This window comes from Haloterrigena alkaliphila (assembly GCF_017352155.2).
Classification (GTDB): Archaea; Halobacteriota; Halobacteria; order Halobacteriales; family Natrialbaceae; genus Haloterrigena; species Haloterrigena alkaliphila.
Map to the genome: position 1 here is coordinate 2,813,291 of NZ_CP071462.1, position 20,814 is coordinate 2,834,104.

Genomic DNA, 20,814 nt, shown 5'->3' on the forward strand with positions numbered 1-20,814 from the left:
CAGGGTAATGGAACTACATACGAGTCGATCGACCGCGAGTACGGGTGGCCGTGAGGTCGTTACCGAGTTTTACGCCGCCTTCAATCACCTCGCAACGGATCGGGCGGGTCGAGACGAGGTAGCGGCGACGCTGTCGGACGACGTGCGCTGGACCGTGGTCACGGACGGTGATGGTTCCGAGCGAAACTATACGGGTGTCGAGGGTGTCGTCGAATACGTTACGATGATCAGCGGACCAGCGGATCACGTCCAGGCGGTCCCCGAGCGATTCTCCGAAGCGGACGAAACCGTCGTCGTAGAGGGTGCCTACGTCGGCACCACCGACGGGAGGGAGTTCGACGTGCCGTTCGTCCACATCCACGAATTGGACGGCGAGACGGTCCAGGCGTGCCGAGTCTACACCGATACCGCGCTCGAACGGTCGTCGTTCGAGCGCTGATACAGCGAGACGGAAATCGTTACCGACTATCCGAACACCGAACCGCGTTAGCCAGCACATACCGATGACAGACGATCAGAACGCTTCGACCATGCACCGACACAGCGGCGACCCGGGCGTCCTCGTTCCCGGAATCGATGCACCGAGTACCGTCGCCTGCCTGCGCTCGCTTCGCCCGCGCGGCGTCCACACCGTGGTCGCCTCGGACTCGACGACGACGCCCTCGTCCTGCTCGGCGTACTGCGACGAGTTCGTCACCGTCCCCGACGCGACCGAAGACCTGACCGCCTACGGCGACGTGTTGCTCGAGCTCGCCGAACGGCCCGACGTGGGAACGATCATCCCGGTCCGCGAGGAGGACGTCTACGTCCTCGCCGACCGCAAGGAGGAGTTCGCCGAGGTCGTCGAGACGAACTGGCCGGACGCCGAGACCCTCCGTCGCGTCCAGGACCGGGTCGAACTCTTCGCGGCCGCCGACGCGGCAGACGTTGCGGTCCCCGAAACCGCGCTGCTCGATCAGTGGGACGACTGGGACCAGGAGACGATCGTGAAACCGAGATACACGGTCGCCGCGCCCGCATACCTCGGTTCCGACGCGGACCAAATCGAGATCGGTTCGACGGAGTATCAGACGCCGGGCACCGCGCCCGACTCGCAGGCCGTCGTCGACAAGCGCGGCCACGTGCCTCTGGTTCAGGAGCGCATCCCCGACTCGCGGGAGTTCGGCTTCTTCGCGCTCTACGACGAGGGCGAACCCGTCGCGACCTTCCAGCACTGCCAGCACCGCGGCTGGAAGTACTGCGGCGGCCCCAGCGCCTACCGCGAGTCGGTCTACGACTCCGACCTCGAGGCGGCCGGCCGGGCCCTGCTCGACGAACTCGAGTGGCACGGGCTCGCGATGGTCGAGTTCCTCCGGGACCCCGTCGACGACGAGTACAAACTCATGGAGATCAACCCGCGCTTCTGGTCGTCGCTGCCGTTCTCGGTCCGCGCGGGGGCGGACTTTCCCTACTACTACTGGCAGCAGGCCAACGGCGAGCCGATCGACTCCGACGACACCTACGAGGTCGGCATCGGCGGCCACCTGCTCCGTGGCGAACTCAGCTACCTCCACAGCGTGGTGACCGAGGACTATCCGATGGTCGAACGCCCCTCGTTCTCCGATGCGGCCCGCGACATCGCGACGTCGCTCGTGAGCGAGCCCCGGTTCGATTACGCCGTCCCCGACGACCCGATGCCGTTCGTCAGGGACGGTCTCAACCTGTTCCAGACGTGGTGGGGCACCCGATCGGGATCGGACGCGCCGGACGACGGCGAGCGCTCGAGCGCGTCGGGCGATCGCCGCTCGACCGATCCGGATCGAGCCGACCAGCGATCGAATCAGCCACACGGATCGCCGCCGTCCCAGGCGTCACAGGGCCTCGACGACTGAGTCTCCCGACCGTCCGGCCCGACGACGGTCCGACCTGCGTTGGAGCGGGCACAACCACCAATGCTTACCGGATGCCGTACACAGGTGACCGTATGACTCGAGGTGTTCGAGATGGTCGGTAGCGAGGGAATCGGTCGACTCCTGATCGTCGCCGTCGGTGCGGTCGCGTTCGCCGCCATCGGTATCGCGCTGTTCGTCGTCTATCCGGAGTCGGTGACGGATCTGCTGGGCGTCCTGATCGCGCTGGGCGTCGTGCTCCTCGGGCTTCGCTTCTCGAGCAACGCGGCCGGCTCGCTGTTTCCCGACTACGACGTCGCCGAGGTCGCCGTCGAGGGGCCGATCACGCGCGACGGCGGCGGTGGGGGCCTTCCCTCGAGCCCGCGGGGGACGCCGGCCGACGACATCGTCGATCAGATCGATCGGGCCGACGAGGACGACAGCGTCGACGCCCTCCTCCTGAAACTCAACACGCCCGGCGGCGAGGTCGTCCCCAGCGACGACATCCGACTCGCGGCCGAGCGATTCGACGGGCCGACGATCGCCTACGCGACCGACGTCTGTGCCAGCGGGGGCTACTGGATCGCCAGCGGCTGTGACGAACTCTGGGCGCGCGAAGGATCTATCGTCGGCTCGATCGGCGTCATCGGCTCCCGGGTCAACGCGAGCGACCTCGCCGAGAAGGTCGGCCTCTCCTACGAGCGGTTCGCCGCCGGCGACTACAAGGACGCCGGCACCCCGCTGAAGGAGATGGACGAGGACGAGCGCGCCTACCTGCAGGGGCTGATCGACGACTACTACGACACCTTCGTCGAGCGGGTCAGCGACGGCCGCGACCTCGATCCGGCGTTCGTCCGCGACACCGAGGCGCGGATCTACCTCGGCGAGCAGGCCCACGAACTGGAGCTCGTCGACCGCCTCGGGACCCGCCGGGAGCTCGAGGAGGAACTGGCCGACCGCCTCGCCCGCGAGGAGGTCACCGTCGAGGAGTTCGAGCCCGATCGGCCGCTGATGGCCCGCGTCGGGGCCGGCGCGCGCGGCGTCGCCTACGCGTTCGGCGCCGGCATCGCGGGGGTCGCCGACGAGCGGGAGTTCCGCCTGCGGACCTGATCGGCGTCGATACCGGTTCGGAACCGATACCGCCCGTCGACATCGAGGCGGCGGCGCGACCGATGCGTCGATCGAGTAAGAGGTTTTATCGTACCACAGCATACAACGCCTACCGTGACAACGCTGGTCGTCTGCCTCGATCGGACCGACGACGTCGGTCGCAAGACCGGACTCCGTTCACCCGTCGTCGGCTGGGAGGCGGTCCGCTCGCTCGTGACCGACGTCGGGCTGGCGGATCCGGAGGATTCGGGGGTCAACTCCCTGCTCGAGACGTTGCGCGTCGCGCAGGATCTCCGCGACGAGAACGAGGAGGTCGTCGTCGCGGTCGTCTCGGGGGACCGAGAGTCGATGGTGTCGGCGGATCGAGCGGTCGCCACACAGCTCGACGATCTGGTCGCCGACTACGATCCCGATTCGGCGGTCGTCGTCATCGACAGCGCGGAGGACGAGCGACTGGTACCGATCGTCGAGAGCCGCGTCCGAGTCGATTCGGTCGACCGCGTGGTCGTCCGTCAAGCGCGGGACATCGAGTCGACGTACTACCTGCTCAAGCAGTTCCTCGCCGACGAGGAACTGCGCCAGACCGTCCTGGTTCCGATCGGGCTGACGCTGCTGGTCTTTCCCATCCTCGCGACCGTCGTCGGGCCCGCGGAAGGCGCCGCCGCGATCACGACCGTCATCGGAATCTTCCTGCTCTACAAGGGGTTCAACGTCGACGAACTCCTCACCAGGGCTGCCCACCAGATTCGGGAATCGCTGTACTCCGGGCAAGTCTCGGTCGTCACCTACGTCGTCGCCGCCGGGCTCACCCTCGTCGGGCTCTTCGCGGGCGCGCTCGGCGTCTCGAACCTCGAGGACGCCCCCGGCGTGGTGATCCCGGCGATGCAGTTCGCCTTCGACAGCATCCCGTGGCTCGCGATGGCCGCGCTGACGGCCAGCGCCGGCCGACTGCTCGACGAGGCCATCGGCGACCACCCCATCCGCCGCTCGTTCCTCAACCTGCCGTTCATCGTGGTCTCCGTCGCGCTCGTCGTGCGCGGGTTCTCGGCGTACTTCCTCGAGCAACAGCGCGTGATCGACCCGTTCATCGTACCGGCCAACGAGTTCGGCGTCCTGTCGAACGAGCGCTTCGTCGTGACGGCCGGCGAACGCCTCGCGCTGTTCGTCGTGACCGGAATCGTGGTCAGCCTCGTCGGGGCGCGCATCGCGTCGTACTTCAGCGAGTCCCAGGGCGACGAGACGGAACTCGCGGACGGCGGCGAAGACGGGGACGCAGCGTCGGGAGCCACCCCGGTACCGGACGCGGACGCCGACCTCCCGTCGGAACTCACCGACGGCGGTCCGGGGACCGAGTCGTCGCCGGCCGACGAGCCGTCGGACGCGGCCTCGAACGGCGATTCGGACGCCCAGACCGACGCCGAACGGACCGACTGATGACGAGCTTCGAGCGGACCAACTGACGACAACCGTCGAGCGGACCGGCTGACGACGGCCGCGACTCGCCATCCATTTACCCCTGTGCGCGTACTGCCGACCATGAGCGACGCAGACGGCGCGTGGGTGAGCCTCTTCTCGGGGGGCAAAGACTCCTCGTGGGCGCTGTACCGGGCCCTCGAGGACGGACTCGAGGTCTCCCGGCTCGTCACCGTCCACCCGACCGGCGACTCGTACATGTACCACGTCCCCGCCACGGAACTCGCGGCGCTGGCGGCCGAGAGCGTCGGGATCCCGCTGGTCGACGTCGAACCCGCCGACTTCGAGGCCGAACGAGCCGCGGATTCGAGCCAGCAGGGCGACGACGAACTCGAACCCCTCGAGGCCGCCCTGACCGACCTCGACCGCGAACTCGAGGCCGGAATCGCCGGCGTCACGGCCGGCGCCGTCGAGAGCGAGTACCAGACCAGTCGCATTCAGGGGATGTGCGATCGGCTGGGCTGTGAACTGTTCGCCCCGCTCTGGCAGGAAGACCCCCGCGAACTCGCCGACGCGATGCTCGCAGCCGGCTTCGAGATCAAAATCATCCAGGTCGCCGCGGGCGGCCTCGACGAGTCCTGGCTCGGCCGAACCCTCGACCGCGAGGCGATCGCCGACCTCGAGGCGCTCAACGAGGAGTACGGCGTCCACATTCTGGGTGAGGGCGGCGAGTTCGAGACGCTGGTGGTGGACGGCCCGCATATGGACCGGCGGATCGACCTCGAGTACGAGACGGAGTGGGATGGGACGCGCGGTAGACTACTGATTTCGGATGCGGAGCTAGCGTAAGTCCCGCGAGCGAACGCAGTGAGCGAGCGGCTTTTTTCGGTCTCTTCGCGAACGAAGTGAGCGAAGGTCAGCGAGAGCGAAGCTCTCGCCAGACAGATTTTTGCGCCGAGTGGTTCGCGAGCGAATCCCGAGGCGGAAAAAGGTGGTTCTGAGACGGAGTAGGATGGGACGCGCGGGCGGTTGCGGATTACGGGTGCGGAGTTAGCGTAACTACTGCGAGCGAACACGTCTGGATGTTACACTCTTCGCGGCGGCGTCGACGCCGCTACCGCCGGTTCCGGACCGGTTACGGCGACGACCGGGGTGGCTCGAGGGACGATTCCGGTCATTCGATCGGCAATAATGGATATGTAGCCGACGGCGCTATCTCGTGAGAGAATGCAATCGAGACGGAATTTCCTCCGCGCAGGAACCGGGGCCGCACTGCTCGCGACGCTCGCTGGCTGCAGTGATGAGTCGACCGCTACCGACGACGGAGACACCGACGACCAGTCCGATTCTGATGACGCCGTCACCGAAATCGAGCCCGCCGACTGGGTCTACGACCCCGCATCGATGGATCGCGATTCGATAACGGCGACCCTGCGGGACGCCGAGGCGCTCTTCTCCCAGGACAGCTTTCCCAACGAGGAGGCGATCCGATCGAACTTCACCGGGGGCTACGACGGGCAACTCGCGGTCGAAGACGTCGCGACGGGACTCGAGGTCGGCGGGACCCACGTTCTCACCGGAACGTTCGATGCGACCGCGCTCGTCGAGGGGCTGGCGGTCTCGTCCGCCGAGGCCTACGGCGGGTTCGACGTCTACGCGCACGAGTCCGCGAGCAGGCTGTTCGCCGTCGGCGACGGCTACCTCCTCAAATCGGAGGCGAGCTCCGGGTACGACCTGCGCGGGGAACTCGAACTCCTGATCGACACCTACAACGGCGACCCGGACGGGTTCGTCGACGTCGACGACGACTACGCCCTGGTGTCCGACGAACTCGGGGCAGGCCACGTCGTCCACACCAGCGGCATGACCGAATCGGCCGCCGCGGATGCCGACGCCAAGACGGTCATCGCGAACGGCGAGAGTTTCGAAATCGACGGGACGGAGACGCGCCTCGAGTGGGTCGAACTCTACAAGCACGCGGACGGAATCGACGTCGAACGACTCGAATCGGAGCTGACGAACGTCGAAGAGATCGAGTTAAATACGATTGAACAGGACGGACGTCTGCTCACCGTCGAAATCACGATCCCGACGGAGAAGTTCCTGTAACGGCCTCGTTCTGGTGGGGCCGTCGAACACCCACCGAATTTCAGTTCATCGGCGCAGTTCCCGAACCGGAGTGCAGTTCTCCAGCGCAGCTCTTGTCGGTCAGAACTACTTTATAGACGTACTGACTATACAGCGAGGAATGCAATCACGACGCGACGTACTTCGTACGGGTGCCGGACTCGCGGCTGCCGGCGGGATCGCGAGCCTCGCGGGCTGCAGTAACGTTCCGGTCGTCGGAAGCTACTTCGAGGGTGAACCGGACATCACCGAGTGGGCCTACGATCCGGACGAACTGGGATCGAGTTCGATAAGTGCGGATTTAACGGACATCTCGTCGGTTCTCGAGGAAGACGAGGTGAAGAAAGGTGAGATCCGTGACGACGTCACCAGCAATTACAGCGGGACGCTCAAGGCCGACAACGTCGACTACTCGCTGAACGTCGGTCACGCCCAGATCCTCACCGGTTCGTTCGACGGCGCGGATATCGTCGAGGAAATGGAGTTCTCCAGCGAAGATAGCTACGAAGGATTCGACGTCTACGTCGACGAGGAGGACGAAGACGAGGAGGGGAACGCATCCGCACTGATCGGGACCGACGGGGACTACCTCATCAAGTCCGAACCGGCGCAGTACGTCGACTTCGGACCGCGCGAGGAACTCGAACTCCTGATCGACACCTACAACGACGACGCGGATCGGTTCGCCGACACCAACGACGACTTCGCGACGATTCGCGACGAGGTCGAACTCGGTGCCGCCGTATTCGTCCAGGGACAAACCGAGTCGTCCGCCGAGGAGGCGAGCGACGATATCGTCGTCGCCACCGGCGCCACGCTGACGATCGACGGCGAGGAGATGAACGTGGAGTACCTGCTTCTGTATAAGAGCGAAGACGGGATCGATATCGACGAAATCGAGCAGAATTTCGAGGACAATATGCAGGAGGAAAGCGAACTGAACGACGTCTCGCAGGACGGTCGTCTGGTGACGGTCGACTACACGATGCCCACCGAGAAGTTCTAACGGCGTTTGAGACGCCGGATTCGTCGTACTGCCCGTCGAATGGTCGCATCCGGCGTCGACGACTCGACCGTCGGTTCGTCTCATCCGGCGTAGATGACTCGACCGGCGATTCGTCTCAGTCGACGAGTTCGTCGGCCATCCCGTGAACCTCGAGGATCGCGTCCCGCTCCGCGTCGTCGGTGAACGTCCACCACGCGAGGCGGTCGATCTCGAGTGGCGTGTACGACGACTCCCAGGCCAGCCACTCGGCGGACGCGATCGTTCGCAGATCGGTCGCCGTATCGATCGGCGAGGACTCGAGGTCCGCGGCGACGACCTCGAGTAACTGAATGCCGGTCGGATCGGGAACCAGCGCGTCGATCCCCGCCAGCTGGCGGAGGTACTGAAACGTCGAGGGGCCGACGCCGGCGATCGACCCGATCGGGTCAGCATCGTACCGGTACTGGTCGGCCGCGCTCGCCCAGTCGACCAGCGCAACGAGGTCGTCGTCTGCGGAGCGATCCGCGAGGACGCGAGCGATCTCGAGCAGGACGTGGCGTTTCCGCTGGGCGCCGAAGGCGGCGACGAGATCGTCGTCCTCGAGGTCGAGCGCGGCGAGGTCCGCGAAGGAGTCGACGCGGCCTGTCGCGACGAACGTCTCGCGGAAGCGCTCGACCGTGGGTTTGCTGCCGCCGAGAAAGCTCTGGCCGGTCGTCGACGCGGCGGCCTCGGCCACCAGAAGTCGGGGGTCGTCGCCGGTCCAGCGCCGGTGCTCGCGGACGGCGGCCGCGAGTCGTTCGTAGGGGACCTCCTCGGCGTACCGGTCGAGGACGGTCTGAACTGACCGAGACATGTCCCTCGTCGATACGCATCACACGGGAGACCTATAGCTGTACCGCCCGTTCCCGGTTTCGAGTGTCCCCGGCGGCAGGTGGGACCGTCAGCGCTCTTCTGGACCCGCTACTACCCGTTCGTGATCGTCGTGTGGGCGCCGATGAGCGCCCCCGCGAGGTCGATATCCTCGAGGTGGGTCCCCTCGTCGATGATCGACCGGCGGATGTCCGCGTCCTGGACCGTCGCCTCCGGGAAGATCACGGCGTGGTCGAGATCGGTGTTCTCGAGCGTCACGTCGGCCATCACGTGGACGTTTTCGCCGACCGTGGCGTTCTCGAGGGTCGCCGAGTCGGCGACGATCGACTCGCCGTCCAAGTGCCAGCCGACGGCGTCGAGGTAACTTTCGGGGGTCCCGATGTCGAACCACGCGCCCTCGAACGTGTAGGCGTAGGTCGGGTCGCGATTCTGGAGCCACTGGATGAACCAGCCCGGTTCGTCGGGATTGTTGCCTTCCGCCAGGTACGTGGGAAACAGGGACAGCGAATCCCGCGGGAACGCGTAACAGGCGATCGAGACCAGCGTGCTGTTGGGGTCATCGGGTTTCTCCTGAAAGTCGACGACGCGGTCGCCCTCGAGTTCGACCAGCCCGTAGGATTTGGCCTTCTCGCGGGAGCCGACGTCGTAGGCGGCGAGCGTCGGGGACTCGTGCTCCTGAAAGTAGTCAAGAAAGTCCGCGACGTCGAAGCTGATCAGGTTGTCGCCGGCGATGACCAGCAGGTCGTCGTCGACGTTCTCGCGGTCGATCAACTGTGCGAGCGCGCCGACGACGCCGAACTTGTCGTCTTCCTCGGTGGTCTCCTCGACCGATAACTGCGGCTTCTCGAACTCGCTGTCGGCGAGGTGGGCCTCGAAGTCGGCGGCGAAGCGCTCGTTGGTGCTGACGTAGACCTCGTCGATCCGGTCGTCAGCCTCGAGTTCCGCGAAGATGCGATCGACGACGGTCGAGTCGCCGATCGGGAGGAACATCTTGGGCCGATGTTTCGTTATCGGCCACATACGGGTCGCGTATCCGCCGGCAAGAACGACGGCCTTCATGTCCCGATGTTCACCTGCATGTGATAAGTGGTTTGCCCTTTCCCCACCGAGGATGGCGCCGTCGAGCGATCGACGCCCGCGACCGGTCGGCTTCTCACCGGCACCTGCCCGACAGTATAAACGTCCGGCCGCCCTGTCCCCGATATGCGCGAGGCCGACGAAACGACGCGACAGCGACTCGCCGACGCCCTCCGAGCCGAACCAGCCACGCCGAGCGAACTCGCGGTAGAACTCGACCTGACCCCGCAGGCGGTGGTCCGTCACGCCGAACACGTCTCCCGGTCGGTCGATCGCGCCGAGTCGGACGAACGGTTCCTCGTCGCGCCCCCGGCCTGTCGGGACTGCGGATTCGACGACTTCGACGACCTGTTGAACCTACCCTCCCGGTGTCCGGACTGCAAGAGCGAGTCCGTGAGCGAACCGACGCTGACCATCGAGTGACGCGTTCGTGAACCGATGACTGTCATGGTTACCTGACAAGCTGAAACGGATTCGATACTAATATTTAGTGGCGTGCCAAGAACCCGGTACGAACCCTCGAGCGAACGGACGGTCGGCACACGGGATCGATCGATATCTGATACCCCCTCGTCTCCGTATTCAGGTATCCGTCCGTTTCGAGAGGTCTCACGGAGGATACGAATGACTGCCACGTCCCAACCCGACCCCGACTGTGTTGACTTCGTGCTGGCGGTCCTCGACAGTTTGGACACGTGCGAGGCGTCGGCCGAAACGGTCGACGAGGCGTTCGGGTTACTCGCCGATCAACGCCGTCGGCTACTGCTCGAGGTGATGCGCGCCTTCGACGAGCCGTTGACCCTCCCGGACGCCGCCGAAGAGGTCGCCGTCCGCGAGACCGGATCGCCCGTGCCATCTATCTCGGCCGAGCGCGTCCACGAGACCTACATCTCGCTGTATCACGATCACCTGCCGCGACTGGTCGAAGCCGGACTCCTCGAGTACGATCAGGAACGCGATCTGGTCTCCCCGACCGAGTTAGAGTAGTCAGATTTTGACGTTGGAACTCGAGGTGAGATCGTCGCCGTCGTCGATCGGCCCCTCGCCGACGAACTCGTACTCGTCGTCGGCCAGGTAGACGGCGCCGTCCGCGACCGTCACCTCGAGATCGGTGAGATAGGCGCCTTCACAGGGGCCGAACGTACACTTCCCGGAGTCGGCGTCGAAGTACGCCCCGTGGTTCGCACAGACGAGTTCGCCGTCTCGCATCGGCGCTCCCGATCCCTTGTCGATCTTGATGTGCGTCATGTGCTGGCAGTAGTTCAGCCAGCAGGCGACCCGCTCGTCGTCCGAGGCGTCGGACCGATCGTCAGCGGTGTCGGGGGCGCCGTCGCTCGCGACGAGAATCGCTTCCCGCACCTCGTCGGTGTCGTTCGACACGCGAAAGCAAACCGTCGACTCGGCCGGCACGTCCGCGAGTGCGGTGATCCGCTGAGAGGCGTCCATCGCCACCTCGGTACCCGGTCCGACGTGGTGAACGTTACGGAACCCCCCACGTCTGACGCACCTTTAACAGTCTGAACGCCAAACGACGGCCATGGACTCCCTTCTCATCTACGGCTCGTACGGCTACACCGGTCGATTGATCGCCCGCGAAGCCGTCGCTCGAGGAGGGTCGCCGGCCGTCGCCGGTCGCGACGCCAGAGCCGTCGCTCGGCAGGCCGACGAACTCGGCGTCGAAGGCCGGACCTTCGATCTCGAGGACGACGTCGCCGGCCGAATCCGGCACTTCGACGCCGTGTTGAACTGTGCGGGACCGTTCGCGAAGACGGCCGAACCGCTCGTCGAGGCGTGTCTCGAGACCGAAACGGACTATCTCGATATCACCGGCGAGTTTCAGGTGTTCGAACGACTCGGGCGGTACGACGACGCCGCGCGGAACGCGGGCGTGACGGTGCTCCCGGGCGTCGGGTTCGACGTCGTCCCGTCGGACTGCCTGGCGGCGTTTCTCCACGAGCAGGTGCCGTCCGCGACCGAGCTCTCGCTGGCCATCAAGGGCGGCGGGTCGCTCTCGCGGGGCACCGCCCGCACGCTCGTCGAACAGGCCGGGAGCGAGGGCGTCGTCCGTCGCAACGGACGGCTCATCAGGGTCCCCGCGACGTACCGAACGCGAGCGATCGATTTCGGCGACGGCGCCGAACCCGCCGTCACGATTCCGTGGGGAGACGTCGTCACGGCCGCCCACAGCACGGGAATCGATTCGATCGAGGTGTACGCGGCGGCGGGACCGTGGGCGACCCGCGCGATGTCGGTCGTCGACTCGCTGGGCTGGCTGCTCGAGTCCCGACCGGTCGAAGGGATCCTGAAACGACTCGTCGACGCCCGAATCGACGGCCCGGACGAGCGAGAACTCGCCAGCAGCGAGGCGATCGTCTGGGGCGAGGTCACCGACGCGTCGACCGGGCGGCGCGCACGCGCCCGCCTTCGAACGCCCAACCCGTACGCGCTGACGGCCGAGGCCGCGGTGCGCGCCGCCGAACGCGTCGTCGACGGCCGCGACAGCCCTCGCGGGCGCGTCCCGGACGGGTTCCAGACGCCGGCATCGGCGTTCGGGGCCGACTTCGTCCTCGAACTCGACGGTACCGAGCGCGAACTCCTCGAGGTCCCGACCGAATCAAGGGACCCCGAACGGTCGGCCCTCGAGTCCGACGACTGAGTCCGTAGTCCTTCGCACCGCTGCCCGTGTCCTGACTCGAGAGGACGATGACGCCACTACTCAGTCCCAGCCCGATGCGAAGTGGCAGTCGAGCGTAGAGGTCGGCCAGTCCGACGGCCGTCACCGCTGCCGGAGAGAACAGGCCAGTCACGACGACGTCCGTCGTCCGCATCAGCGTCCGGAGGAACTGCTCGATCATCACCGGCCACGAGAGGTCGAACACGCGCCGCCAGACGTCGAACAGCCGTCGTCGGCCTCCGGAGAGCACGGGCTGGAGTCCGCGAGTGTCGCGCTTGAACCTGTTGAAGGCGGCACTCGAGGGAACGCACACGCGCTCGAGACGACGCGACGACGGTGGGGTTCGCGACACGCTTATTAGCTTGCTATCCAAATGGATCGTCGAAAAATGAGCAAATGGATCGTCCGAAACGTCGCGCTCTCGTTCGTGTTCTGGGCGATTTTCGCCTTCCTTCTCATCAGCGGTCTCGAAATCCTCGTCTTCGATCGGTTCGAGCCCCTCGAGTACGTTGGTGCCATGATCGGGCTCGGGATCGGGTTTACGGTCGCGATACCGCCGGTTCCGCTACGGACCGCCGATGAATGAGATGTCTCGAATTCGGGCCCCCTCGAGGATGGTCCGGTTGAGGCTACGAGTAACAGGCCCGTTCGACGCGCTCGTCGTACAGCCGCGAGAGTCGATCCGTAATCGGGCCGCCACCGATCTCGCGGTCGTCGAGAGCTGCGATCGGTCGGAGCTCCCACGTCCGGTTCGTCAGAAACGCCTCGTCGGCCGCGAGGACGTCCGCGGGGTCGTACTGCCCCTCCTGAGTCGGAATCCCGTTCTCGGAAGCCAGTTCGAGAACGATATCGCGGGTGATCCCCGGCAGCACGGGCCCGTCGGTCGTCGGCGTGTGGAGCGCGCCGTCGCGGACGAAGAACAGGTTGCTCGTCGCGCCCTCGGCGATGCGCCCCTCGAGGTCGCACGTGAGCGCCTCGTCCGCCTCGACCGACCCGTCGTCGGCCCGGAGTTCCGCACGCGCGAGGATGCCGTTCAGGTAGTTGTGCGTCTTCGCCGCGGCCGGCACCGCCTCGCTCGGCGTCCGGCGCGTCTCGACCGTCCGGACGATCGCGGGCTCGTCCCAGACGGACTCGCCCTCGAGGCCCCCTCGAGGGAGCGGCTTCGCGTAGACCACGACCGTCGGATCGACTTCCTGTTGAGGGGTGAGCTTCCCCGGCTGAACGCCGCGGGTGATCGAGAGCCGGACGTAGGCGTCCGCGAGGGCGTTCGCACCGAGCGTCTCGTCGATCCGGGCGCGGAGGTCGGCGCCGGGTAGGCCGTGTGCGAGCGAGAGGGCGTCGCAGGTCCGCTCGAGGCGCTCACAATGTCGATCCCACGCGAAGACCGTCCCGCCGTAGGCCCGAAGCGTTTCGAACGCGGCGTCGCCGTACCGAAAGCCGCGGTCGTCGACGCTGACGGTCGCCTCGCTCGCGGGGACGAGTTCGCCGTCGACGTGGTAGATGCGGTCGTCGGTCATGACGGTGTTCTCGAGTCGGAGTCATCTCGTCGTGGCACTCGGAGGACCATGAACTCACTGTCCGACTGTCGTGAATGCGGGCCGCTATTGGGGGCGTATCTCGAGTATTCGCTGATCGGTTCTGGATACCGGGTCGTGGGTTCTGGTACGGGTGTTCGACTGACCGATTCAGCACAACACCGATCCCGGAGCGGTGAACACGGTCGAATCGTGCTCGGATACGGGAACTCGATCTTCGCGACGTGTGCCCCGGAGAGTCGTCTCAAAACTCACTCTCCCGAGTTCTATTCAGAGGGACTCTTGCGGATCTCGTAGCACCTACATCTGCCAACATTACCAGTTCGACTCCGCAGTCGACGTGGATGCGTCCGATGAAAAGACGGCGAAACAATTAGCGCTTGGCGTCACCGCGATGGGGACGGTGACGAGCGAATTTCAGCGGGACGATGGGCCAGACAACGAGGGCATTCCTATCAGAACGTCGGTACCGAATCGAATATATGCTGCATAGAGACCGCGTATCTTGCTGCGGTGTATTGACCAGGGCTATTCAGCGTCTCACTGGTCGAAGGAACCGAACGGTGGTCTGTAATCGGGCGCTGGTCACCCCCAGCATCGCCGACGAATGCGGTCAGTCGTCCACGGTCGAGAGGTCCGGAAGTGACAGTTCCTCACGGGCCGATCGTCGTCGCTGGTTGCGGAGTGGCGTATGACCTCTCCGGGCAAAACGGCTTTCATTCCTTTCGCAGTCGTCCGCCCCGCCCACCGCTGCTTTTGAAACCACAATCTACAAATGTGGATGCACCAAACAAAGAATTAGACAGACCTAATCTATAACTTCGAGAGTTATTATGCCACACGAAACATACGACGGACGAGCGGTTACGCGACGGGACGCGCTACGCGCCGGCGGTGCGGCGGCAGTGGCGGGGTTGGCCGGGTGCACGGCACTACCCGATGCACCGGTGCAGTCCGGGAGTAACGGTGACAACGGAAGCGACGGGCCGGTCGCCGTGGCCTCGTTCTTCAGCTTCTACGACTTCGGCCGGCAGATCGCCGACGGGACCCCGCTAACGGTGGAAAACCTCGTTCCGACGGGACTGCACGGCCACGGCTGGGAACCAAACGCCAGCATCACCCGGCGTATCATCGAGGCGGACGCGTTCATCCACGTCGGGGGGGAGTTCCAGCCCTGGGCCGACCGCGCCATCCAGACGATCAAGGGCGACGACGTCGACACGGCGCTCATCAATGTCCGGAAGGGCATCGACCTCGTGGATCTCGCCGCGACCCTCGATCGCGAGGAGGAGGGTGTCGGTGCTCAGCGCGGGAAGGACCCGCACTTCTGGCTAGACCCCCGACGCGCGAAGCAGTCCGTCGACAACATCGCCGATGGACTCGCCGACATTGTCCCGGAACACGCCGACGCCGTCCGCGAAAACGCCGAGACCTACAAGACCGATGTGCTCGACCGCATCGACGCGGATTACGAGGCCATCTTCGACCGAGCCGAACGTGACATCGTCCAGCTGGCCGCGCACAACGCCTTCCAGTACATCGGGGAGCGCTACGGCGTTCGGATGCGGCCACTGGTGACGAACCTCGCGGCGAGCGGCGACGTCAAACCCGCGGACGTACGCGAAGCGGAGGCGGTAATCCGCGAGAACGACATCAGGTATATCGCCAACGGTGTCTTCGAGTCCCAGCGCCCGGCCCAGCAGCTCGTCCGCGAGACGGGCGTGGAGGCGTACTTCCCCGTGACGCCGTACGCCGGCGTCCGAGAGGAGTGGGTCGCGGAGGACTGGGGCTACGAGGAGATCGCGGACAACATCAATATGCCCACGTTCGAGATCGTCCTCGGCAACGGGACACCCGCGGACGCGGCGCCGTCGGAGGAGTGGCTCGAACAGTGGCGGAACTTCGAACCGATATGAGCACCGAGGATACCGATCCCGCGACGGCGGCTGTCACAGACGATCGAGCGACCACCGAGAGCGCCCCGGACGCGACGGGGAGCGAGCCAATCATCGACCTCGCAGGCGTCACCTTCGGCTACACGGCGACACCCGTAGTCGAGGACGTCTCGCTGGCCATCGGCTCGGGCGAGTACGTCGCCATCGTGGGGCCGAACGGCTCGGGGAAGTCGACGCTGATGCAGCTGATGCTGGGGCTGCTCGAGCCTGACACGGGCACAGCCCGTCTGTTCGGCGAGCGCGCCGACCACTTCGACGACGGCGAGCGGGTCGGGTACGTCGCCCAGCACGCCAACGCGGCGAAGGAGATGCCCATCACCGTCCGCGAGGTGGTGAAGATGGGCCGATTCCCGCACGTCGGTTTTGGCCGGCTGTCGAGCGAGGACTGGGCCATCGTCGACGACGCGCTTGCGACCGTCGGGATGAGTGCGTTCGCAGACCGGCGCGTCACGCAGCTCTCGGGCGGCCAGCGCCAGCGCGCGTTCATCGCGCGAGCGCTGGCGAGCGAGGCCGCCCTGCTCGTTCTGGACGAGCCGACTGTCGGCGTCGACGCCGAGTCGGTCGACGCCTTCTACGATCTACTGGCGGCGCTCAACGCCGAGGGCATCACCGTCCTCCTCATCGAGCACGACCTCGGGGCGGTCGTCGAGCAGGCCGACCGCGTCGTCTGCCTGAACCGGGAGGTCTACTTCGACGGTCCGACGGACGAGTTCGTCGAAAGCGACGCGCTGGCTCGGGCGTTCGGAACCAAGGCGCGGCTTCTCAGGGAGGTTGACGGATGAGCGCGGAGGTGGCGGCCACGTTCGTGGCGAACGTCCTCGCAACCGTGGACCCGTCCGTGATGCTCCCACTGCAGAGCGGGCTGGGCGCCATCGGCGACCTCGTCTTCGGCGTCCTCCTGTGGTTCCTAGAGCAGTGGTACTGGCTGATGGACTGGGTGTACTACTTCACGGGCCTGGAGATGCTGAACCCGCGCTACCGGTTCATGCATCGGGCGATACTCGTCGGGCTCTGCGTCGGCGTGATGGCGCCGCTCATCGGGACGTTCCTCGTCCACCGGCAGCTCGCGCTCATCGGAGACGCCCTGGCCCACACCGGGTTCGCGGGCGTGGCCGTCGGCCTGTTCCTGAACGCCGTCATCGACCTCGGGGTGTCGCCGTACCTCACCGCCGTCGTCGTGGCGATGATCGCCGCGCTGTTCATCGAGCTCATTTCCGAGACCACGGACGCCTATAACGACGTTTCGATGGCCATCGTCCTGTCGACGGGGTTCGCGCTGGGGACGACGCTCATCAGTCTCAACGCGGGCGGGCTCGCCGTCGGCGTCAACCAGTTCCTCTTCGGCAACCTCTCCACCGTGTCACCCCAGAGTGCAGCTATCCTCCTGGTGCTGTTCGCCGTCATCGTTGGGACGGTGGCCGTGACACGAAACCAGCTCCTGTACGTAACCTTCGACGAGACGGCGGCTGCCGTCTCCGGTATCTCCGTCAACTGGTACAACCGAGTAATGGTGATGCTGACGGCGATGGTCGTCGTCGGCGCAATGCAGATCATGGGCGTCATCCTCGTCGCGGCGATGCTCGTGGTTCCAGTAGCGGGCGCGACCCAGGTGTCCCGGAGTTTCTCCGAATCGCTGGTGGTCTCGGTCGTCCTCGCGGAACTCGCGGTGTTGCTGGGCATCGGCGTTGCCTACTACGCCGGCGTCACGGCCGGTGGGGCCATCGTCCTGATCGCCGTGGGAATCTACGTCTGTGCCGTCGCACTGGGCAAGGTTCAGTCCATCCGCGGCGAGCAGGACACGCCCGAGATGGGGAGCATTGAGGCCGACGGCGCGGATGTCGGTACCAGGACGGAGGGTGACTGATGGTCCCGTCCGGTGATGATGACTCGCCAGACGACGGTCGCACCCGAAGCGACAAGGGGAATCGGCCGAACGTATCGAGAGGAATGCTGAGCGCGGTTCTGGAGGACTACATCAGGGCGATCTACGCAATCGAGAGCGACGGCGACGGGCGGATGTCGACCTCAGCGCTCGCCGACTACCTCGAGGTCACCGCGCCGACCGTCTCCTCCACGCTGAAAAAGCTCGAAGAGCGGGGCCTGGTCGACCGCGAGGAGTACAAGGGTGTGACGCTCACGGAGGAGGGCGAACTCGTCGCTCTCGAGATCACCCGGCACCACCGCCTCCTCGAAGTGTTTTTGACTGAACGGCTCGACTACGACTGGATCGACGTCCACGATGAGGCCGATCGGCTCGAACACCACGTCTCCGAGGAGTTGACCGACCGCATCGCCGAGGTGCTAGGCAACCCCCCAGTCGATCCGCACGGCGACCCGATCCCTGACGCCGATCTGTCCCTCCCCGAGGAGGGTGAATCTACCCGTCTCGTCGATATCGACCAGGACGAGCGCGTGACCGTCCGGCGGATTCACCACCAGGGCAACGCGGAACTGCGGTACCTCGCCGAAGCCGGCGTCCGCCCGGAGGACGAACTCACGGTAGTTGCCGTCGCGCCGTTTGGGATGGTGACCGTCGAGACGCCGGCTGGCGAGCAGAGCCTCCCGGAGGCGATCGCCCAGCTCATCGAGGTCGTCCCGGCAGCCGCCGCGGACGGTGTCGAGGTGTAGGGCTGGTCGCGTCTTCGAACGGCCCCCTGACGGGTTCACCCGCTGTGACTACCGCTCCAAATCCTCACGCAACCGCAAGTGGCCGATGACCGATGCGCGCTATCTATTCAGCACCGCCTAGCGGTGATCGATCGAGGGCGGTGAGGGGCTGCCGATCGGCCCGCCCGAGCGACGATTCGGTCGGACAGATCACTCGTCGACTCGAGCGGCGAACCGGCAGAAGTTCGCGATCATCCGTTTGCCGACCGAAAGCGAGATGCCGTCGCCGTTCGCGGCGTCGTCGTGGCCCCGCGTCAGGATGCTCTCGGGGTGGAACTGGACGCCGACGTGGGGCTTCTCCCGGTGGCGGACCGCCATCGAGACGCCGCGCTCGTCGGTCGTCCGGGCCGTCTCGACCAGCGCGTCGGGGAGGTCCGCCCGGTCGACCGCCAGCGAGTGGTACCGTCCAACCTGAAACGTCTCGGGGAGCCCCGCGAAGATCCCGTCGCCGTCGTGTTCGACCGTCGAGGGCTTGCCGTGGACGACGTCGGGCGCGTGGACGACCGGCGCGCTGGCGGCCGCACAGAGGGCCTGATGGCCGAGGCAGACCCCTAGAATCGGGTAGTCGGTCTCGGCGAACAGCGGGATCGAGATCCCCGCCTCCGCGGGCGTCCCCGGCCCCGGCGATACGACGACGCCGGTGGGATCGATCGACTCGAGGTCGGAGAGATCGATCGCGTCGTTGCGACGGACCACGACGTCGTCCGCGACTTCGCCGACGTACTGTACCAGATTGTACGCGAAGGAGTCGTAGTTGTCGACCACCAGAATTCGCGTCTCGTCGCCCGGCCGCGACTCACGCATCGGTATCACCGACGCCGCCGCGGCCGTCGAGTGCAGTCGCCTTGCCGTCGTCCGTCGTCGGTTCGCCGCTGGCCTCGAGTCCCATCCCGGCCCGCTCGCCGAGCGCTTCGTCGACGGCCGTGAGCAGCGCGCGGGCCTTGTCCAGCGTCTCGTCGTACTCGCGGGAGGGCTCGGAGTCGTGGACGATGCCCGCACCGACCCGGAGGTGGTACTCGTCGGCGTGGCGGACCAGCGTCCGGATGACGATGTTCAGCGTCGCCCGCCCGTCGAAGCCGAAGATGCCGACGCTACCCGTGTAGGGGCCGCGACGCGTCGCCTCGAGTTCGTCGATGAGCGCCATCGTGCGGGGTTTGGGCGCGCCGGTGATCGTTCCGCCCGGGAACACCGCCGCGACCGCGTCGGCCAGCGTCTCGTCGTCGCGCAACTGCCCCGTGACGTTCGAGACGAGGTGCATCACCGCCGAGTACCGGTCGATCCGGCGATACTCGTCGACCGACACGGAGCCGTACTCGCAGACCTTCCCGAGGTCGTTGCGCTCGAGGTCGACCAGCATCGCGTGTTCTGCGCGCTCCTTCTCGTCGGTTCGGAGGTCGTCCTCGAGCGCCTCGTCTTCCTCGGGCGTCTCTCCGCGCGGTCGCGTGCCTGCGATGGGCTCCGTCCGAACGAAATCGCCCTCGCGCTCCAGCAGCAGCTCCGGACTCGCGCTCACCAGATCGACCGCGCGCAACTCGAGCAGTCCCGAGTACGGTGCGGGATTGACCCGTCGGAGGGCGTCGTAGGCCGCGACGGGGTGGACCGCGGCCGGGGCGACCAGCCGCTGGGAGAGATTGGCCTGAAAGGTGTCCCCGTCGCGGACGGACGCCTTGATTCGCCGAACTCGCTCCGCGAACGCCTCGCGGCCGCAGTCGCTCTCGAACGTCGCTTCGGGGGTCGCTACCGGCGGATCCCCGACGCTCGGATCGCCCTCGAGGGCGGCCCGCGCGAGTTCGAGCGCTCGGTCGCGGCCGCGCTCGTAGGCCGCCACGAGGGCATCGTCGCCGACGGTTCCGGTCGATCCGGCGCTATCGGCGTCCCCTTCGAGTCGCGGACACGCCGTCACCCGCAGCGTGAGCCCGTCCGTCGCCGGGTCGCCGTCGGCGGTGGCGGCCGGCGCCTCCCAGGCCGCCAGTCGGTCGTAGACGGCCACCTCGAGTCGCGGCAGTCCGCGGTCGTCGACCGCCGACTCGGGGAGGGTCTCGAGTTCACGGGCGACGTCGTAGGAGAGCCAGCCGACGGCGCCGCAGGGGTAGGGGACGTCGCAGTCGCCGCGGGCGAGTTCGTCGGCATCGAGGAGTCCCTCGAGGGCGGCGAGCGTCGGGGAGTCGTCCGCATCGGCTCGGCTGACCGCCTGCGGGCCGACCGTCAGCCGGTCGACCGGATCGACGCCGAAGTAGCCCCAGCCGGGCTGTCCGCCGGTCGTCTCGAGGAAGGCGGTTCCACCGGTCGAATCGCGCGCCCGTCGGTAGGCGAGAAACGGGTCGTCGACGGTGACGCGAACTTCGACGGGGATCCTGCGTCCGGACCGCGTCCGTGTCGCTCTGTCCCTCGCGGGAGCGTCTCGCTCGCGTCCGTCGCGGGCGGCGGCGCGAAAGGCGGCGAGCGAGGTGACGACGCGCGGGTCGCTCATGTGCCTCGAGAGGCGAGGGGGCCCTAATCCTTTTGCGGTTTAGCGCGAGAGAAGAAACCGGGT

21 protein-coding genes and 1 pseudogene are annotated in these 20,814 nt (G+C 66.3%); 15 read left to right on the forward strand and 7 right to left on the reverse strand.

Annotated elements, in window-relative coordinates; genetic code table 11:
- Window positions 1–7: 7 nt before the first annotated feature.
- From J0X25_RS32505 to J0X25_RS32535, 7 genes are all read left to right on the forward strand, one after another.
- The gene (locus tag J0X25_RS32505) at window positions 8–439 is read left to right on the forward strand and encodes a nuclear transport factor 2 family protein (protein WP_207288038.1); all 432 of its coding nucleotides are present in this window, start codon (window positions 8–10) and stop codon (window positions 437–439) included.
- 91 nt (window positions 440–530) lie between these two features.
- A complete protein-coding gene (locus J0X25_RS32510; protein ID WP_207288039.1) occupies window positions 531–1,871 on the forward strand; it encodes a carboxylate--amine ligase in 1,341 nt (446 codons plus the stop codon).
- A 111-nt stretch (window positions 1,872–1,982) separates the two neighbouring features.
- Window positions 1,983–2,978, forward strand: a complete 996-nt coding sequence (gene sppA, locus J0X25_RS32515) for a signal peptide peptidase SppA (protein ID WP_207288040.1) — start codon at window positions 1,983–1,985, stop codon at window positions 2,976–2,978.
- 114 nt (window positions 2,979–3,092) lie between these two features.
- Window positions 3,093–4,412: a DUF373 family protein gene (locus J0X25_RS32520; RefSeq protein ID WP_207288041.1), complete on the forward strand. Its 1,320-nt coding sequence runs from the start codon at window positions 3,093–3,095 to the stop codon at window positions 4,410–4,412.
- A gap of 102 nt (window positions 4,413–4,514) precedes the next feature.
- A complete protein-coding gene (locus tag J0X25_RS32525; RefSeq protein WP_207288042.1) occupies window positions 4,515–5,240 on the forward strand; it encodes a diphthine--ammonia ligase in 726 nt (241 codons plus the stop codon).
- A 378-nt stretch (window positions 5,241–5,618) separates the two neighbouring features.
- Window positions 5,619–6,500 (forward strand): twin-arginine translocation signal domain-containing protein, encoded by an 882-nt coding sequence (locus J0X25_RS32530; protein ID WP_207288043.1) that lies wholly within the window; start codon window positions 5,619–5,621, stop codon window positions 6,498–6,500.
- A 139-nt stretch (window positions 6,501–6,639) separates the two neighbouring features.
- On the forward strand, window positions 6,640–7,524 hold the full coding sequence (locus J0X25_RS32535; RefSeq protein WP_207288044.1) for a hypothetical protein: 885 nt from the start codon (window positions 6,640–6,642) through the stop codon (window positions 7,522–7,524).
- A 115-nt stretch (window positions 7,525–7,639) separates the two neighbouring features.
- Here J0X25_RS32535 and J0X25_RS32540 read toward each other — a convergent pair whose 3' ends face one another.
- On the reverse strand, window positions 7,640–8,356 hold the full coding sequence (locus J0X25_RS32540) for a hypothetical protein (RefSeq protein WP_207288045.1): 717 nt from the start codon (window positions 8,354–8,356) through the stop codon (window positions 7,640–7,642).
- 110 nt (window positions 8,357–8,466) lie between these two features.
- Window positions 8,467–9,432, reverse strand: a complete 966-nt coding sequence (locus J0X25_RS32545; protein ID WP_207288046.1) for a nucleotidyltransferase family protein — start codon at window positions 9,430–9,432, stop codon at window positions 8,467–8,469.
- A gap of 144 nt (window positions 9,433–9,576) precedes the next feature.
- Here J0X25_RS32545 and J0X25_RS32550 point away from each other — a divergent pair, with 144 nt between their 5' ends.
- Entirely contained in the window at window positions 9,577–9,873 is a 297-nt protein-coding gene (locus J0X25_RS32550) for a transcriptional regulator (protein ID WP_207288047.1), read from the forward strand.
- 201 nt (window positions 9,874–10,074) lie between these two features.
- Window positions 10,075–10,437: a DUF7344 domain-containing protein gene (locus tag J0X25_RS32555; RefSeq protein ID WP_207288048.1), complete on the forward strand. Its 363-nt coding sequence runs from the start codon at window positions 10,075–10,077 to the stop codon at window positions 10,435–10,437.
- Here the strand turns inward: J0X25_RS32555 and J0X25_RS32560 are convergent, their stop codons facing one another.
- On the reverse strand, window positions 10,438–10,896 hold the full coding sequence (locus tag J0X25_RS32560; RefSeq protein ID WP_207288049.1) for a Rieske (2Fe-2S) protein: 459 nt from the start codon (window positions 10,894–10,896) through the stop codon (window positions 10,438–10,440).
- Between the two features lie 91 nt (window positions 10,897–10,987).
- On the opposite strand from J0X25_RS32560, the gene J0X25_RS32565 reads away from it, so the two are divergent.
- Window positions 10,988–12,106: a saccharopine dehydrogenase family protein gene (locus tag J0X25_RS32565; protein WP_207288050.1), complete on the forward strand. Its 1,119-nt coding sequence runs from the start codon at window positions 10,988–10,990 to the stop codon at window positions 12,104–12,106.
- 7 nt (window positions 12,107–12,113) lie between these two features.
- On the opposite strand, the pseudogene J0X25_RS32570 reads toward J0X25_RS32565, so the two are convergent.
- Window positions 12,114–12,374 (reverse strand): annotated as a pseudogene (locus J0X25_RS32570) (MATE family efflux transporter); the annotation flags it as partial.
- A 138-nt stretch (window positions 12,375–12,512) separates the two neighbouring features.
- On the opposite strand from J0X25_RS32570, the gene J0X25_RS32575 reads away from it, so the two are divergent.
- Window positions 12,513–12,710: a hypothetical protein gene (locus J0X25_RS32575; protein ID WP_207288051.1), complete on the forward strand. Its 198-nt coding sequence runs from the start codon at window positions 12,513–12,515 to the stop codon at window positions 12,708–12,710.
- A gap of 43 nt (window positions 12,711–12,753) precedes the next feature.
- On the opposite strand, the gene J0X25_RS32580 is transcribed toward J0X25_RS32575, so the two are convergent.
- Window positions 12,754–13,641, reverse strand: a complete 888-nt coding sequence (locus J0X25_RS32580) for an aminotransferase class IV (RefSeq protein WP_207288052.1) — start codon at window positions 13,639–13,641, stop codon at window positions 12,754–12,756.
- Window positions 13,642–14,492: 851 nt separating this feature from the next.
- Here J0X25_RS32580 and J0X25_RS32585 point away from each other — a divergent pair.
- The 4 genes from J0X25_RS32585 to J0X25_RS32600 all read left to right on the forward strand — a co-directional run bounded on the left by J0X25_RS32585 (window position 14,493) and on the right by J0X25_RS32600 (window position 18,242).
- Window positions 14,493–15,575: a metal ABC transporter substrate-binding protein gene (locus tag J0X25_RS32585; protein WP_207288053.1), complete on the forward strand. Its 1,083-nt coding sequence runs from the start codon at window positions 14,493–14,495 to the stop codon at window positions 15,573–15,575.
- On the forward strand, window positions 15,572–16,396 hold the full coding sequence (locus J0X25_RS32590) for a metal ABC transporter ATP-binding protein (protein ID WP_207288054.1): 825 nt from the start codon (window positions 15,572–15,574) through the stop codon (window positions 16,394–16,396). Before J0X25_RS32585 ends, J0X25_RS32590 begins: the two co-directional genes overlap by 4 nt.
- Window positions 16,393–17,478, forward strand: a complete 1,086-nt coding sequence (locus tag J0X25_RS32595; protein WP_207288055.1) for a metal ABC transporter permease — start codon at window positions 16,393–16,395, stop codon at window positions 17,476–17,478. Before J0X25_RS32590 ends, J0X25_RS32595 begins: the two co-directional genes overlap by 4 nt.
- A gap of 83 nt (window positions 17,479–17,561) precedes the next feature.
- Window positions 17,562–18,242 (forward strand): metal-dependent transcriptional regulator, encoded by a 681-nt coding sequence (locus tag J0X25_RS32600; RefSeq protein WP_207288056.1) that lies wholly within the window; start codon window positions 17,562–17,564, stop codon window positions 18,240–18,242.
- A gap of 189 nt (window positions 18,243–18,431) precedes the next feature.
- Here J0X25_RS32600 and J0X25_RS32605 read toward each other — a convergent pair whose 3' ends face one another.
- Both J0X25_RS32605 and J0X25_RS32610 read right to left on the reverse strand, forming a co-directional pair.
- Entirely contained in the window at window positions 18,432–19,085 is a 654-nt protein-coding gene (locus J0X25_RS32605) for an anthranilate synthase component II (protein WP_207288057.1), read from the reverse strand.
- On the reverse strand, window positions 19,078–20,751 hold the full coding sequence (locus tag J0X25_RS32610) for an anthranilate synthase component I family protein (protein ID WP_207288058.1): 1,674 nt from the start codon (window positions 20,749–20,751) through the stop codon (window positions 19,078–19,080). The genes J0X25_RS32605 and J0X25_RS32610 overlap by 8 nt, the downstream gene beginning before the upstream one ends.
- Window positions 20,752–20,814: the final 63 nt, after the last annotated feature.